Raw genomic sequence first — 14,793 nt, forward strand, 5'->3', positions numbered from 1 at the left:
CGTGGTGTTTGCTGGCGTTTCATGGTGCTCACTGTAAGCCGATGCCGCGGGCTGCGCACTCCGGGTCTTGCGGTCAAATTCCACGGGTGCCGCGCGGGCCCCTTTTTTCCCTTTTTTTCCTCTTTCCACATGCCTTATTCAGCATCGTGGAAGATGATCCCCACCGTATGCCGTTGGCCCGAGCGCAGCCGGCTCACGCCATGGCGCAGCTTGACCCGGTAGCTGCCACGCGTGCCCTGCACCGGGCGCTGGTTCACTGCGAACACCACCGCGTCGCCCTGGCGCAGCGGCACCACCTCGGCGCGCGACTGCATGCGCGGGCGCTGCTCGGTCAGCACGAACTCGCCGCCGCTAAAGTCCTGGCCCGGTTCGGACAGCAGGATGGCCACCTGGATCGGGAAGACATGCTCGCCATACAGGTCCTGGTGCAGGCAGTTGTAGTCGTCCGGCCCGTATTGGAGGATCAGCGGCGTGGGCCGCGCCTGCCCGGCATCATGGCAGCGGCGCAGAAAATCCGCGTGCCGGGCCGGGTAGCGCACGTCGATGCCCATGGCCTGGTTCCAGCGATTGGCAAGCGGCGCCAGATGCGGGTAGAGCGCGCCGCGCAGGCCTTCGATGAGGCCGGGCAGGGGATAGCTGAAATATTTGTACTCGCCACGGCCGAAACCGTGGTGGCTCATCGTCACCCGCGAACGGAAGAGATCGTCGCGCGGGTAGAGCGCGGCCAGCGCAGCGCACGCGTGCGCGGCCAGCAGGCCCGGGACGAGGGCCCAGCCCTGACGGTCGAGGTCCCGCGCGATCTCGTCCCAGGCCAGCGCGTCGACGTGCCGGTCAATTTCGGCCGGTCCGGCTGCGAGCATGCCGGCGTTTGCTACCGCATCGCGCAAGGGAAGCGCGGCGAGCCTGTCCTGGTCGGGCGAATGCCGTGCGGCTGTCATGCTTTTCTCCTTTGGGGTGTGTCGACGAGCAAACTCTAGACGAGAATCGGACATGCATCACTCCGCGTCTTGCTGTCGAATTCCGCGCGGCAAGGCGTGGGCGCCTGCCCGCCCGCCGGACCGTGCTTGCTTTGGCCGGTACTTGCCTATGAGCAGGAAGCGCGTATGCTCGACGATCTGCTGTCCTTCGGCGTGCACGGCGTGATCACCGTGCCGCCGCTGACCGGCGAGCCGCAGTTCGCGGCGCTTGCGCGGCAGGGACTGGCGATGGCGAGCTATGACGGCGGCGCCGGCCCGGACGTGCCGGCCCGCATCGACCACGCTGCGCCCGACAGTTTCCAGGCCGGGCACCTGGCGGCTTCCCGTCTGGCCGGGCTGGGACACCGGCGCATCGCCTTTGTCATGCCCACCGGCCGCACCGTGAGCCGGTCGAACAAGATTGCGGGTTTCATGGCCGCGGCGATGGTGCGCCGGGTCATGCCCAGGCTGTCGCAACCGGCGCTGGCGCCGCTCCGCCTGTGCTTTCCCGGTGGCCTGGTCGTGCGCCAGTCCAGCGCGCCGCCGCCGGCAGCGAACCGGTTGGCCGGCGCAGTGCGTGCCTGACACGCAAGCAGTACGGCCGTGGCAGCGGGGGGAGCCCGCCGCCACGGACCGGTATTGCCATGCCCGGCAACGGGCATGGCGACGTAAAGCATGGCTCGAATCGTGGAGGAACGAGATGGGGCTCGACAAACCGGAACGCCGGCTGGCTGGACCGGCCAGGACGTATATCGAGGCGGGATATGCCATCGAAGTGGATATCCTGCGGGTGGAGGACGGGAACTGGGGCGCACTGGTCCGTTTGTCCAGGCTGGCCGATGGCGCCGTGCCCGCCGCGCATTTCATGCTCAAGCGCACCTTCGAGGATCGCGCGATGGCCTTCTCGTACACGCTCGCGCTGACGCGGGAGTGCGTGCTGCAGTTCGCCCCGGCCGCGGCCGACAAGATCGCCCGCCTGCTGGGCGGCGGGGAAACCGAAGACTAGCCGAACCATTTGCAACGCGGCGCAAAACAGGCGACCGGATCACCTGGCGTATCTGGCCGGCGCTGGCCGGCCCGTCCGGCCTGACTTCCGACGTGCCGCCGCAGCCCATGTCCCGCCCTGCCCGCACGGCGACGGTGCAGGTCACCGGCGCGGCTTGCGGCGCCATGGCCCGCGCCGGACAAGCACGCGAAGCCGCGGCGCCGCGGCGCAGGCCCGGGCAAGGACAGGGTGCGCATCGTAGAATTGCGTCATGTACTGCTTGACCAACTTCAGCCCCCGGCGTTTGCCGCGCTGAACCGCCCTGCCGTGGCGGCGCAAGGATAATTGACATGACCAGCAAGTTACCGAATACCTTCCTGAATCTCTACTCCCACGGGTTCGCGCGCGTGGCGGTCGGCGTGCCTGTTTGCCGCGTGGCCGATCCCGCCTTCAATGCGGCCGGGACCATTGCGATGGCCAGGGACGCCGCCGCCCAGGGCGCGGCGCTGGTGGCCTTTCCGGAACTCGGCTTGTCGGCCTACACCTGCGACGACCTTTTTCATCAGCGGGCCTTGCTCGATGCCTGCGAGGCAGCACTGTCGGAGATTGTCGAGGCCTCCAGGACGATCCCCACCACGCTGGTGGTGGGGTTGCCGCTGCGGGTCGAACACCTGCTGTTCAACTGCGCGGCGGTGGTGGCGGGTGGCAGGATCCTGGGCGTCGTTCCCAAGACCTACCTGCCGAACTACTGGGAATTCTACGAGGCGCGGCAATTCAGCTCGGCCGACAACGCCACGGCGAGCGAGGTGACGCTCAACGGCAGCAAGGTGCCGTTCGGCGCCGGCCTGTTGTTCGAGGCGCAGAACATTCCGTTCTTCCGCTTCCACGTCGAGATCTGCGAGGATGTCTGGGTGCCGGTGCCGCCGTCGTCGTTCGCGGCGCTGGCGGGCGCGACCGTGCTCGTCAACCTGTCCGCGTCCAATATCGTCGTCGGCAAGTCCGGCTATCGCCATCAGCTGGTCAGCCAGCAATCGGCGCGGTGCCTGGCAGCCTACCTGTACAGCTCGGCCGGCAAGGGCGAATCATCCACCGACCTGGCATGGGACGGGCAGGCGCTGATCTATGAGAACGGAGACCTGCTGGCCGAGTCCGAACGGTTCGCCGACAGCGCGCACCTGACCTTTGCCGATATAGACCTGGAGCGCCTGTCGCGCGAGCGCATGCACCAGACCACGTTCGGCCACTCGGTCCGGCGGCATGGCGCGGAGGTCGCGAAGTTCAGGGTCGTTCCCTTCGTGCTCGAGACGGCGGCGGACCAAGCCCTGCCCCTGCGCAGGGCGATTGCGCGGTTCCCCTACGTGCCGGCGGACGCAAGGCGGCGCGACGAGCGTTGCAGCGAGGTCTATAACATCCAGGTGCAGGCGCTGGTGCAGCGGCTGTCGTCCAGCGGCATTTCCAAGGTGGTGATCGGCGTATCCGGCGGCCTGGATTCGACGCATGCGCTGCTGGTATGCGCGAAGGCCATGGACCGCCTGAAGCTGCCCCGCACCAACATCATCGGCATCACCATGCCCGGTTTCGCCACCAGCGACCGCACGCTGCTCCAGGCCAGGAAGCTGATGGAAGTGGTCGGCTGCGCCGCGAAGGAAATCGACATCCGGCCGAGCTGCCTTGAAATGCTCAAGGATCTCGAGCACCCCTACGCATCCGGCAAGCCCGTCTACGACGTGACGTTCGAGAACGTGCAGGCCGGCGAGCGCACCAACCACCTGTTCCGTTTCGCCAATTCCAGCCATGCCATCGTGATCGGCACCGGCGACCTGAGCGAACTGGCGCTGGGCTGGTGCACCTATGGCGTGGGCGACCATATGTCGCATTACAACGTGAATGGCAGCGTGCCGAAGACGCTGATCTCGCACCTGGTGCGCTGGGTGGCGGAGACCGGGCAGATCGGCGATGCCGGCTCGGACGTGCTGATCGATGTGCTGGAGACGGAGATCAGCCCCGAGCTGGTGCCGGGCGATTCGGCCAACGCACCCCAGCAGAAGACCGAGCACTTCATCGGTCCGTACGAGTTGCAGGATTTCAACCTGTACTACACGCTGCGCTTCGGCTTCACGCCCACCAAGATCGCCTTCCTCGCCCTCGCCGCGTGGGGCGATCGCGAGCAGGGCAGCTGGCCGGATGGCCAGCACGTGACCCGCAACCAGTACACGGTGGCGGACATCAAGCGCAATCTCGGCATCTTCCTCGACCGGTTTTTCCGCACCAGCCAGTTCAAGCGTTCCTGCGTGCCGAACGGGCCCAAGGTGGGTTCGGGCGGCTCGCTGTCGCCCCGCGGCGACTGGCGTGCGCCCAGCGACTCGGAGTCCGTGGTGTGGATGAAAGACCTGGAGAAGGTGCCCGATTCGCTCTGAAGGGGCCGCGATCCGGTCAGAGCGCCTTGTACATGATCGTGGTCGGATCCAGCCGGTCTTCGGATGGGGCGCGGCAGTAGCCCGGAATGACGCCGGCGGCCACGTAGCCTAGCGAGGCGTAGAGCGGCTCTGCCTTGTCGCCGGTGCGCGTGTCCAGCGTCAGCAGGCTGCGCCCGCGCTGCCTTGCCAGGCGCTCGAGTTCGGCCATCAATGCCTGCGCAATACCCTGGCGGCGATGATCGGGGTGGACCAGCAGCTTGCGGACTTCGGCGCGGTGAGGCTGGTTGGGGGGCGTGTCGTAGTCCAGCTGTACCGATCCCGCGATCCTGCCGCCCTGCCGCGCAACCAATAGCAGCCGGGCGCCGCCCCGCACCGCCGGCAGCACATTGCCCGTCCAGAAGGCCTCGCTGTCGCCCGCCGTGAACGGCTGCACAAAACCGATGCTGGCGCCGTCCCGCACGCAGGCGTGCAGCAGCGCCGCCAGTTCGCCAAGATGGCATGCGATCTGGTCCGCCGGGAGGAGCGAGAGGGTGGCTTGCGTGTCTATGCCCATGTTGTCTCACACGATAAACAGGAGGTATCTGGCTGCCGACTGCGCAGGGGTAGCGAAGGCACTCGGGCCGAAGAGCTGGTAGCGCAGGCAGTCTCCGGGCCGCAGGTGATGGGTTTGCCCGTCGACGGTGACTGCCAGTTCGCCCTCCATCATCAGCAGGTGATGCTCCAGTCCTGGCCTGGGGGTGCCGTCGTAGGCGATGCGCGTGCCCGGTCCGAGTTCGCACTCCAGGGCCTCGCCGGCCAGGGTCGTTGCCGGTGGCGACACGGAGCGCCGCCGGAAGCCGTTTTCCGGGTCAGTCCACAGGGTTTGCCCGCTGCGGGGGATCAGCGGGGCAAAGTCGTCTTCCACCATGCGCATGAGCCGCGACATGGTCAGGCCGTAGGCGGCGCAGAGCTTGCCCAGCACGCTCGCCGTCGGACTCGCTTCCGCGTTTTCCAGCCGGGACAGGGTAGCGCGGCTGACGCTGCTGCGTTTCGCCAGTTCATCCAGCGACCAGCTTCTCTCGGCGCGCAGGCCCTTGAGGCGCTGGGCGATCTGGCGGTCGAGCGTGGCGTCGTCGTCGGGATTTGGGTTTTTCATATTGGGGAAAATATCTCAAATATGGGAATCCATCAACCCCTGGATGCAAGCGATCGTGGCTAGCTATCCTGCCTGCGCGGCCGTCCCCGCCATCGCCGCGGGCACGGCCTGCCGCATCGTCTCCACAAAGCGGCGCAGCTTGGCCGGATAGAAGCGCGCATACGGGTAGACCAGGTACATTGGCAGCGGCGGCGCCTGCCACTGCGGCACCAGGTGGAGCAGCCGGCCTTGCGCGAGGTCGTCCGCCAGCATCCACGCCGAGGCTACGCAGACCCCCAGCCCCATGGCCGCGGCGCTGCGCAAGGCGTAGAGGCTATCGGTGGACACGCGCGGGCGGAACGCGAGGCGCCGGGTTTCGCCGGTGACCGTATGCGTGAGCGCTACCTCGTTGCGATAGAAAGTGCGCAGCGATAGCCAGGGCAGCCCGGCGAGTTCGTCCATATCCACGGGCAAGGCGCGGCCTTGCAGCATGGCGGGGGCGGCCACGACGATGCGGGGGACTTCGGCCAGCCGGATCGCCACCACCGACGGGTCGCTTACCTCGCCCACGTGGATGGCGCAGTCGATGCCTTCGGCGATGAAATCCGGTGTCCTGTCATGCAGCAGCCATTCGACGCTCACCCGCGGGTGACGGTTGAGGAAGTCCGCCAGCGGCCCGACCAGGTGCTGCTGGCCGAATGCATGCGGCACGAACACGCGCAGCGTGCCCTCGGGCTCGTCGCCGGCGCCGCGCAGGTCGGACTCGAATGCCGCCCAGCCGGCGACCAGTTCCTTGGCGCGCTCGAAGCAACGCTCGCCATCCTCGGTGAGTTTCATGGCATGCGTCGAGCGCTGCAGCAGGCGCAGGCCCAGCGAACGCTCCAGCATCTGCAGGCGGCGGCTTACCGTGGGCTGCGTGGTGCCCATCTGCGCAGCGGCTGCCGACAGGCTGCCGGCTTCGACTATGCGCACGAAGGTCTGCATCAGCTCGACGCGGTCGGTCGAGGATGACGTCGGGAGGACGCCAGCACGCGGTGCCGCGGCTTTCGCGGGCGTGGTAAGAGGGGCTTTCATACGCGAAGCGTATAGCAATTGTGCGAATTGCAGTACTACCGCGTGATCTGACCGGGCGGCAAACTCCAGACTCGTTTTCCGATCTGGGGTTTACCTTATGTCTTCCATTCGAGTTGCGCATGCCAATGCAGGCATGCATCCAGCCACGGGCCAAGCCGCCGCGGACCGCCTGCCCACCCGGCTGGTCCTGCTCCTGGCCACCGGCGCCGGTCTTGCGGTGGCCTCGCTCTATTACAGCCAGCCCATGCTCGGCGTGCTGAGCGCCGATATCGGCGTCTCCGGCGGGGCGCTGGGGCTGGTGCCCACGCTGACGCAGCTCGGCTACGCACTGGGCATCCTGCTGCTGGCGCCGCTCGGCGACCGCTTTGACCGCCGCCGCATCATCCTGGCCAAGGCCGCCGTGCTCAGCGCCGCGCTGCTGGCAAGCGGCGCGGCCTCCGGCATCGGGCTGCTGCTGGCGGCCAGCCTGGCGATCGGCCTGGCCGCGACGATGGCCCAGGACATCGTGCCGGCGGCGGCCACGCTGGCTCCCGAGTCGCACCGGGGCAAGGTCGTGGGCACCGTCATGACGGGTCTGCTGATGGGCATCCTGCTCTCCCGCGTGGTCAGCGGCTTTGTGGCGGAGCGCTTCGGCTGGCGGATCATGTTCGTGATCGCGGCGGCCAGCATTGCCCTGATGGGCGCGGTTGCCTGGCGCGCGTTGCCGCGCTTCCAGCCCACCACGCATCTGTCGTACCGTGCCCTGCTCGGCTCGCTGGCCGGGCTGTGGCGCCGGCATGGCGCCCTGCGCCGTGCCACGCTGGCGCAGGGGCTGCTTTCGGTTGGCTTCAGTGCGTTCTGGTCGACCCTGGCGGTCATGCTGCATGGCGCGCCCTTCCATCTGGGCAGTGCGGCCTCAGGGGCATTCGGCCTGGCCGGTGCGGCCGGCGCGCTAGCCGCACCGCTGGCCGGCCGGCTGGCCGACCGCCGGGGGCCCGAACTGGTCACCCGCCTGGGGGCCGGGCTGGCCGCGGTTTCCTTCGCCGGGATGTTGTTCTCGCCGCTACTGGCGCCGCATGCACGCCTTTGGATGATCGCGGCCAGTGCGCTGGGCTTCGACCTTGGCGTGCAGGTCACGCTGGTGGCGCACCAGACCATCGTCTACGGTATCGAACCCGGCGCCCGCAGCCGTCTCAATGCGGTGCTGTTCGTCGGCATGTTCGCGGGGATGTCCACGGGCGCCGCGCTGGGCAGCTTCATGCTGGGCCACTGGGGCTGGCTGGCCGTCACGGCGTTGTCCACCGCGACCGCCCTGGGCGCACTGGCCGTGCGTTTGTGGCCGGGCGCCCGGTTGGCGAGATGATGCCTAGGCCGTCTCCGTCAGCTGTCGCCTTGAGCGGTCGTTTTTCAGAACGTTGCTGGCGTTGTTGCGCGGCCTTGTCGTGCCCTTGTATTGCCTGCGGCCGCGCGCCCAGCCGGCACCGCTTTACTTCAAATTGAGACTACCTCCAAAGGCGGAGCGGTGTCGGGCTCTTGGGTACATGGAGGCATTTGATTTTCAGTAGGACCTGTTGCCGTTGCAGGGACCTGATTCAGGCCCTGCAGACCTGTCTCAACCCAAGCCCAGGAACCCGACAGCACACCGCCTTTATAGGGGGCGAGATCTGCCATGGCATTTTCCCGCAGCCGCAGTACCTCCATTCCCGCTGCGGCCATGCCCTCCCGATTCCGGCGGCCGTCCGATCATCCGGCGACCCGTGGCGCCAGCCACGGCCCAGATGCTATCTGGCAGCCGCCAGCGTCTGCTCGAGCTTGGTGAAGAAGCCGCGATAGGCCTGCGGGTCCACCACGATGGTGGTGCGCGAATCGCCATTGCTGTCCCAGATGGTCACGCGCAAACGGACCCTGACCAGCACGTCACCCTGCGATGCGCCCGGCGCCACCGTGACCAGCGCTTCGGTCGTCTGATGGTCCGCCCTGCCGGGAAGCCCCATCTTCGACTTCAATACCCCGCGCAGGATTTCCCTGCCGGTGCTGACAAGCTTTTCATTGAGGACGCCCTGGACCAGGCCGAAATTCGGCTCCGTCTCCAGCCGCTTATAGCCCAGGCTTTCGAGCGCGGCCTGGCAGGCTTGCAAGGCCGCCCGCGTCGAACTGCGCTGCAGCGTGAAATCGCGCGCGTGCTCGTAGGTGGTGCGCTCTTCCGCGGTGGGTTCCACCCAGATCTGGGTGGAACTGTAGCGAAGGAACCGCCCGCCTTCGCCTTCTTTCTGGTCTTGGGGGTTCTGCGCGGCGAAGCCGCGGTTGAGCATGGCTCCAGAACATAGCAGCGCCGCCGCGACGGCGTACCTTGTCGAAAACCGCATGTCGATTCCATCCGCTTCGAGATTGGCTCAGGGAGATCATCTGCACGCCGGCTCTTCCTGCTCTTGCAAGTCTGTGCGATGACACGCTTGCATGCCCGGGCGGTCGAACGCTGGCAGGGCAGGCAAAAGGCCAAGGATTTTGACACGATTCAGGTTGCTGGCGAAAGGGATTCCGTGGCGGGATGATTTGTTGCTGCCGCATCCGGTGAAGGCCGGGCGATGCCTTCCGCTGCCATGGCAAACCGGTACGCGGCGGGACTATCGGGAAGCAGGGCCAGCGATTCGACCCGCTCCAGGTCGAGAACCTGCAGGGCAGCATGCATCTCGGCGAGAAAGTCAGGATATGAGGGTTCCGAGCCGCTCATGTGGTGCAACCACTCCTCGATATCCGTCAAATGCCCGTCGCGGGCGAATCCAGCCAGATCCATCCGTGCGTGTGCCGGCGGAATGGGGTAAGGCGTGCCGGCGGGAAACGGCAGGGGTCCGGGCGGCGAAGATGCCATGGCTGAAAAGGCGCCCCCAGGCAGCACGGCGTCGTCCAGGCACGGTGCCTCGATCGCAAAGCTGAAACGGCTCCCGACGCCGGGTTTGCTGCTCAATTGCAGCGCCCCGCCCATGCCTTCAACAATGCGCTGCGCAATAAACAGGCCAAGGCCGACACCGCCCTGTTCCACCCCCAGTTGGGTGAAAACCTTGAAGATGTGGGGCTGGTCTCGAGACGCGATCCCGATTCCCGAATCCGCAACATCGAAATGCAGCCGCCAGCTCCGTTCCAGGCGGTGAGCGCCGACCGACAGCCGGATTGAGCCCTGGCGCGTGAATTTCGCGGCATTCGACAACAGGTTCAGCAACACCTGCTGCAGCCGACGGCTGTCGATGGAAATGTGCGTGGGTAGCGGCGTCTCGGCATGGAGGATGAAGACATTGCTCTGTTGCGCGCTCAGCGCATGTGCGTACTGAGCGATGTCTTCCATGAGAGCGGAAAACTCCACCGGTGCCGGTGCCAGTTGCAAAGGCTGGATCTCGCCCTTTGCATACTCAAGGAGATCGTCGATCAGCGTGAGCTGATAGTTTGCGCTGCGCTCGATGGCCTGCACGTATGTGCTCTGCTCCGGGGGGAGGGTCCTGCCCAGCCTGCGCGCATAGCCGACAATGGTCGCAAGCGGCGCGCGCAGGTCGTGGCTGATATACCCGAGCATCTCGCTCTTTTGCCGGTTCTTTGCGTCGGCATATTGCAATGCCTGATTCAAGGCGTGTGTCTGGCGTGCGACTTCATCCCTCAGCCGTTGTTGATCCTGTTCCTGCCATAGAGCAAGGTCGTCGCGGGCCGCCTTTCTCTGTAGCCGCAGGTAGTTGATCCAAGCCGCCAGTACGATCAGGGTGATGCCAAGCCCAAACACGGCAGCAACCGGGCCGGTTGACACGTCGTCGATGCCGAGATGCCTGATAAAGCCAGGCGTCTGGTCGAGGCGCTCGATCGTGCGCAAGCCGATGTGCAGCAGGAAGAAGATGGCGGTCAGCAGTACGAGTCTTGCTGTGGGAGCCGCATTCTTCAGCATGAGGAGTGCGGCCATGAGGATGCAGAAGGAAAAGAACAGGCTGGCGTAGGCCGAGGCCACAGCCACGGCGTGCAGATCGCTCATGAAGGCTGCGCTCGCCAGTACGCATTCCGTGAATGCAAATAGCAGGAAGCATCCGCGGCCACGCATGGCGATGTTCTCGCTCTTGGCAAAGCTGCCAAGAAAGAAGGCGAACAGCGCCAGGCAGCCATAGCCGAGCACAGCGGTGCTGCGAAGGCCCCAGTCGGTCGCATCGGGCCAGAGATAGAGCTTTGCGTAGCCGCGAATGGAAGCCTCATAGAGCATGATTCCCAGGCAAAGCAGCCCCAGGCACAGATATGCAAGACGCCTCGACAACAAGGCGATCAGCAGCACGCACCAGCCCAGGGACAGCAAGCCGCCAAAGAGCAAGCCGTCCCATAGCCGGCTGATCCCTTCCTTCGCCAGGTATGCCTCCTCATGATAAAGGCGTGGCAATAGTTGTATCGCACGGCTGCTCTGTACCCGGATGTGGACGTTGGCCTGCTCGCCGGGGTCGAGCCGGAAAGAGAACGATGGAAGACGGGACGCATGGGAGTGCTCCTGCATCGGGACTGCAGCGCCGGCGCGCAAGTGCAGCCGCTCATCTTGCTTCTCTATAAAGGCATCGACGCGCTTTAGTCCAGGTGGTCCGAGCAAGAGCCGTAGCGGGACGCTCCGCGAGGCCGTGTTGCGCAATGAAAACCGCAGCCACCAGACGGTGTCTGCCCGGGGTGATTGCAGTGCGATGGGATCCCCTGGCAGGAACGTGGCTTCTGCGAGCGGGCCGGGACGGGAAAGGACGGTGTCGATAGACAGAAGGCCTGATACATCCTCGAAGACGCCGATCGGGCCGAGGAGAATTCCGGCCCCCTGCGCCGGGATCGTCTCGCCAACGGTCCCGGCCCGAACCACGGCAGAGAAAGCGAAAAAAATAACGATAAGAAATGTCAGTCGCATTTTAATGGCGTAACCGCATAGCTCTACCGAGGGGTTGATGATCAATAAGCCGGAGCGCTAAGCTATGCTTTGATCTGAGCTATGAGGTCGATTTTCCGATATCCCGAATTTATGATTGAGGGGCCAGATTCGATGCGCATGATGAAAGGTCTGCACACCGCAATATGCAGTGAATTCCTATATGACAGAAATAGACCAGCAACGCTTGCCAGAGCCCCATGTCCTGCTTATCGATGACAATCCGGATGAACTCCGCCTGCTGGTGGAGGCGTTGCGGGACTCCCGTTGCCGGATCAGCATTGCATTCGATGGAATGCAGGGCTATGACCGGGCCGTTGCGTTCGCTCCCGACCTGATCCTGCTCGATGTCAGGATGCCGAAGATGGATGGATTCGCCGTCACGCGCATGCTTAAGGCCAACGCCGTTACCGAGAACATTCCCGTCATCTTTCTCACCGTATCCAGCGAGATCAGCGCGCGCCTGACCGGGCTGCGAGAGGGCGGCGTGGATTACATCGTCAAGCCCTACGCAGTGGAAGAGGTGGTTGAGAGGGTGCGCATTCATCTGAAGTTGTCCTCGCGATTGGCGGAGCGGACGGAAACAAAAAGCATCCTCGAAGACGACACCGGCGCAGCGGAGAACAGGGAGCAGGTACTGGTACGTGCCGCCAGGCGATATCTCTCCGCCAAGCTGTCGGATCCACCAACGCTGCCGGACCTGGCACGTGCTCTGGGTGTCGATAAAAGACGGATTTCCTCGGCATTTCAGCGGAATCTCGGTGTTACCGTATTCGAATATATACGGCTGGAACGGATGAAGAAGGCAAGGCATTTGCTAGCCAGGACTTCGCTGAGCATTGCCGCAATAGCGGAGGAAGTCGGTTTCACCAGCACCGCCAATTTTTCCACTGCATTTCGCGATCATATGGGGGTTCCCCCATCTGCATTCCGCAACAATCAAAGATGAACGCCGCGGCGGCAATGTCGCGCTGACGGCGAATCGGCCGGTCCCGTCTCTCTCCAGCATCGTCGGCGATGCTGCGGCTATTTCCCTGAATACCCTGTTTCACGGATCTTCTCCGCTCTCCCGATAGAGCCATCCGATAGCCGATGGCTACGGATTCTCCTTTTTTTCTTTCTATAAAAATGCTGGCGCCAGTTGCCGTGACCGCGGCCGATTGACGCTGCGTGGTGCGATTCTCGTGCCAACGCCGCTGCGCTGGAAATCCGGTTTCCTGAACGCTGGCGAATCTCCGGAAAGGCGGTGAATGTAGGGCGCCATCGATCCGAAAATGCGGCGCTTCTTAACACAGCCGGGAGACTAGCACGCGACCCTCTTATTGAAGAGTCTAACATTTGAGGCGTTGCATTTGTTTGCATTTATTTTGACGATTTTGTCATTTAGCAAAACATTTTGTTCTTTGCGCAAAACGCCGGCTCCATGGTCCGAGGCAATCTGCGGCCAGTCCAACTGTTCCTCGTTTGGGCAATGACCAGTGCCTCCCTGGATGTGAGTCTGGGACCGGCTGAGCGACGTGTTTGTGCACCCGCTTTGCTTGAATCCTCCCTATCGAAGCGACTCGCAGCGATGGATGCACTTTCGTAAAGAACCGCGAAGCACTCTGATATTGCACTCTCCGCGCCTTTCGCGAGTGCCTGGCAAGAGATGGCTTCCCTCTCGATGGGAATCGACGTGAACCGTACCTACAAGACCATATGGAATGAGCGCACAGGCACCTATGTTGCCGTGGGCGAGGATTGCAAGTCCAGGGGAAAAGCCGGCCGTTCGGAGCGCCGCCGTCAAATAGTGGCACGAACCATCCTGGCGGCTGCGGGCATGCTGGCCGTTCCCTACGCTGTCGGCCAGACCGCCGTATCGGGCACGACCGGCAACAACAATGGCGGCAATGGCAAGACGGCAACGGTAGATACAAACTGCGGGACCAATTTCGTTAATCGGCAGAATCCGGGCAACAACCCTGGATCGAGTGTCCAGTATGTACTCCAGAACGGGTGCAGTACCGCAATCGGCAATAGCGCAAATGCGGCCAGTGCGTCCGTTGCAATCGGTGATCGTTCCGGTGCGAGCGATTCGGGCATCGCGATCGGGGTGGGTGCACAGGCCACCAAGAACTCCGCCGTCGCGCTGGGAACGATTGCCCTGGCCAGCGGGAATACCAGTTTTGCACTGGGGCGTCAGTCCGCAGCGACGGCGGACTACGCGACGGCGATCGGCAATGTGGCCTACGCCAACGGCGAGAGCGGCATTGCGATGGGACATTCAGCCAATGCGGCGGGATATCGCTCCATCGCCATCGGTGCGGCGGATTCCCGCGCGGCGGGCAATGACGGCGTTTCAGGGGGGGCTAGCTATGAAGCGGCCAGCCAGACGAGAGCGAGTGGCACGGGTTCCGTAGCATTGGGTGCGGGCACCACGACGGATGTCGCCAACAGCGTCGCGCTGGGCTCCGGGAGCGTGGGCGCCGCCAACGCCGCGGGTCCGGCGCTGTTCAGCGGCGATGCGATTGCCGCAGGGGGCGCCCTGTCGATCGGCGCCGCCGGCAAGGAGCGCCAGATCAAGAATGTGGCAGGCGGAACCAACGGCACGGATGCGGTCAATGTGAACCAGCTGCGCGCGGTAGCGGATAACGCGGTGCAGTACGACGACGCGGGCAAGGGCAGCGTCACGCTGGGCGGCACGGCATCGGTGGACGGCGGCGTGACCGGCGGCACCAGGATCACCAATGTGCACCAGGGCGACGTGAGCGCGAACAGCACGGATGCGGTGAATGGGTCGCAACTGTATGCGACCAACCAGAAGGTGGAGCAGAACACCACCAGCATCACGAACCTGGGCGACACCATCACCAACGTGGCGGGCGACACCAGCAACACCTATGTGGCGCAGAACGGCCGCGGGGTGAAGTATGTGCGCACCAACGACACGGGCCTGGCAGCGGACGATGCGCACGCCACGGTGGCGGGCGCCACGGCGCTGGGCTATGGCGCCACCGCCAGCCATGCGCAGAGCGTGGCGATCGGCCGTGGGTCGCTGGCCGACGGCAGCAAGCTGGGCCAGGCGGCATACGCGGTGGGTGGCACGGCAGCGGGCGAAGTCTCGGTGGGCCGGGCAGGCGCCGAGCGCCGGATCTCGAACGTGGCGGCTGGCGCGGTCGATACGGATGCGGTGAACGTTGGCCAGTTGAAGACCGTGGCAAGCAATGTGGAGCAGGTTGCCGAGAACGCGGTGAAGTACGACGACGCGGGCAAGGGCAGCGTCACGCTGGGCGGCACGGCATCGGTGGACGGTGGCGTGAGCGGCGGCACCAGGATCACCAATGTGCACCAGGGCGACGTGAGCGCGA

General features: G+C 64.9%; 12 protein-coding genes. 6 read left to right on the forward strand and 6 right to left on the reverse strand.

The window, feature by feature from the left end:
- Positions 1-134: 134 nt before the first annotated feature.
- Complete coding sequence (locus P3W85_RS18550; protein ID WP_035814718.1) at positions 135-860, reverse strand: 2OG-Fe(II) oxygenase; 726 nt, start codon at positions 858-860, stop codon at positions 135-137.
- A gap of 243 nt (positions 861-1,103) precedes the next feature.
- On the opposite strand from P3W85_RS18550, the gene P3W85_RS18555 reads away from it, so the two are divergent.
- From P3W85_RS18555 to P3W85_RS18565, 3 genes are all read left to right on the forward strand, one after another.
- Complete coding sequence (locus P3W85_RS18555) at positions 1,104-1,541, forward strand: hypothetical protein (protein ID WP_276265874.1); 438 nt, start codon at positions 1,104-1,106, stop codon at positions 1,539-1,541.
- A 115-nt stretch (positions 1,542-1,656) separates the two neighbouring features.
- Complete coding sequence (locus P3W85_RS18560) at positions 1,657-1,962, forward strand: hypothetical protein (RefSeq protein WP_276265875.1); 306 nt, start codon at positions 1,657-1,659, stop codon at positions 1,960-1,962.
- Positions 1,963-2,291: 329 nt separating this feature from the next.
- On the forward strand, positions 2,292-4,358 hold the full coding sequence (locus P3W85_RS18565; RefSeq protein WP_276265876.1) for an NAD(+) synthase: 2,067 nt from the start codon (positions 2,292-2,294) through the stop codon (positions 4,356-4,358).
- A 16-nt stretch (positions 4,359-4,374) separates the two neighbouring features.
- Here P3W85_RS18565 and P3W85_RS18570 read toward each other — a convergent pair whose 3' ends face one another.
- From P3W85_RS18570 to P3W85_RS18580, 3 genes are all read right to left on the reverse strand, one after another.
- The gene (locus P3W85_RS18570) at positions 4,375-4,911 is read right to left on the reverse strand and encodes a GNAT family N-acetyltransferase (RefSeq protein ID WP_017229041.1); all 537 of its coding nucleotides are present in this window, start codon (positions 4,909-4,911) and stop codon (positions 4,375-4,377) included.
- Positions 4,912-4,917: 6 nt separating this feature from the next.
- Complete coding sequence (locus P3W85_RS18575) at positions 4,918-5,493, reverse strand: helix-turn-helix domain-containing protein (RefSeq protein ID WP_017229042.1); 576 nt, start codon at positions 5,491-5,493, stop codon at positions 4,918-4,920.
- Between the two features lie 63 nt (positions 5,494-5,556).
- Entirely contained in the window at positions 5,557-6,546 is a 990-nt protein-coding gene (locus P3W85_RS18580) for a LysR family transcriptional regulator (protein WP_276265877.1), read from the reverse strand.
- A 97-nt stretch (positions 6,547-6,643) separates the two neighbouring features.
- On the opposite strand from P3W85_RS18580, the gene P3W85_RS18585 reads away from it, so the two are divergent.
- Entirely contained in the window at positions 6,644-7,888 is a 1,245-nt protein-coding gene (locus tag P3W85_RS18585) for an MFS transporter (protein WP_276265878.1), read from the forward strand.
- Positions 7,889-8,306: 418 nt separating this feature from the next.
- Here P3W85_RS18585 and P3W85_RS18590 read toward each other — a convergent pair whose 3' ends face one another.
- Complete coding sequence (locus tag P3W85_RS18590; RefSeq protein WP_276265879.1) at positions 8,307-8,891, reverse strand: hypothetical protein; 585 nt, start codon at positions 8,889-8,891, stop codon at positions 8,307-8,309.
- Between the two features lie 149 nt (positions 8,892-9,040).
- Complete coding sequence (locus P3W85_RS18595; RefSeq protein WP_276265880.1) at positions 9,041-11,428, reverse strand: ATP-binding protein; 2,388 nt, start codon at positions 11,426-11,428, stop codon at positions 9,041-9,043.
- Between the two features lie 181 nt (positions 11,429-11,609).
- Here P3W85_RS18595 and P3W85_RS18600 point away from each other — a divergent pair, with 181 nt between their 5' ends.
- Complete coding sequence (locus tag P3W85_RS18600; protein ID WP_017225921.1) at positions 11,610-12,395, forward strand: response regulator transcription factor; 786 nt, start codon at positions 11,610-11,612, stop codon at positions 12,393-12,395.
- A gap of 699 nt (positions 12,396-13,094) precedes the next feature.
- The coding region (locus P3W85_RS18605; protein WP_276265881.1) for an ESPR-type extended signal peptide-containing protein at positions 13,095-14,793 on the forward strand (1,699 nt) is incomplete at its 3' end.

Source organism: Cupriavidus basilensis, assembly GCF_029335485.1.
Taxonomy (GTDB): domain Bacteria; phylum Pseudomonadota; class Gammaproteobacteria; order Burkholderiales; family Burkholderiaceae; genus Cupriavidus; species Cupriavidus basilensis_E.

Bases quoted from the DNA above. Each gene is read 5' to 3' on its own strand.
- P3W85_RS18585 (WP_276265878.1), top strand. From the start codon at position 6,644: ATGTCTTCCATTCGAGTTGCGCATGCCAATGCAGGCATGCATCCAGCC.
- P3W85_RS18560 (WP_276265875.1), top strand. From the start codon at position 1,657: ATGGGGCTCGACAAACCGGAACGCCGGCTGGCTGGACCGGCCAGGACG.
- P3W85_RS18600 (WP_017225921.1), top strand. From the start codon at position 11,610: ATGACAGAAATAGACCAGCAACGCTTGCCAGAGCCCCATGTCCTGCTT.
- P3W85_RS18575 (WP_017229042.1), bottom strand. From the start codon at position 5,493: ATGAAAAACCCAAATCCCGACGACGACGCCACGCTCGACCGCCAGATC.
- P3W85_RS18590 (WP_276265879.1), bottom strand. From the start codon at position 8,891: ATGCGGTTTTCGACAAGGTACGCCGTCGCGGCGGCGCTGCTATGTTCT.
- P3W85_RS18570 (WP_017229041.1), bottom strand. From the start codon at position 4,911: ATGGGCATAGACACGCAAGCCACCCTCTCGCTCCTCCCGGCGGACCAG.
- P3W85_RS18550 (WP_035814718.1), bottom strand. From the start codon at position 860: ATGCTCGCAGCCGGACCGGCCGAAATTGACCGGCACGTCGACGCGCTG.
- P3W85_RS18555 (WP_276265874.1), top strand. From the start codon at position 1,104: ATGCTCGACGATCTGCTGTCCTTCGGCGTGCACGGCGTGATCACCGTG.
- P3W85_RS18595 (WP_276265880.1), bottom strand. From the start codon at position 11,428: ATGCGACTGACATTTCTTATCGTTATTTTTTTCGCTTTCTCTGCCGTG.
- P3W85_RS18565 (WP_276265876.1), top strand. From the start codon at position 2,292: ATGACCAGCAAGTTACCGAATACCTTCCTGAATCTCTACTCCCACGGG.
- P3W85_RS18580 (WP_276265877.1), bottom strand. From the start codon at position 6,546: ATGAAAGCCCCTCTTACCACGCCCGCGAAAGCCGCGGCACCGCGTGCT.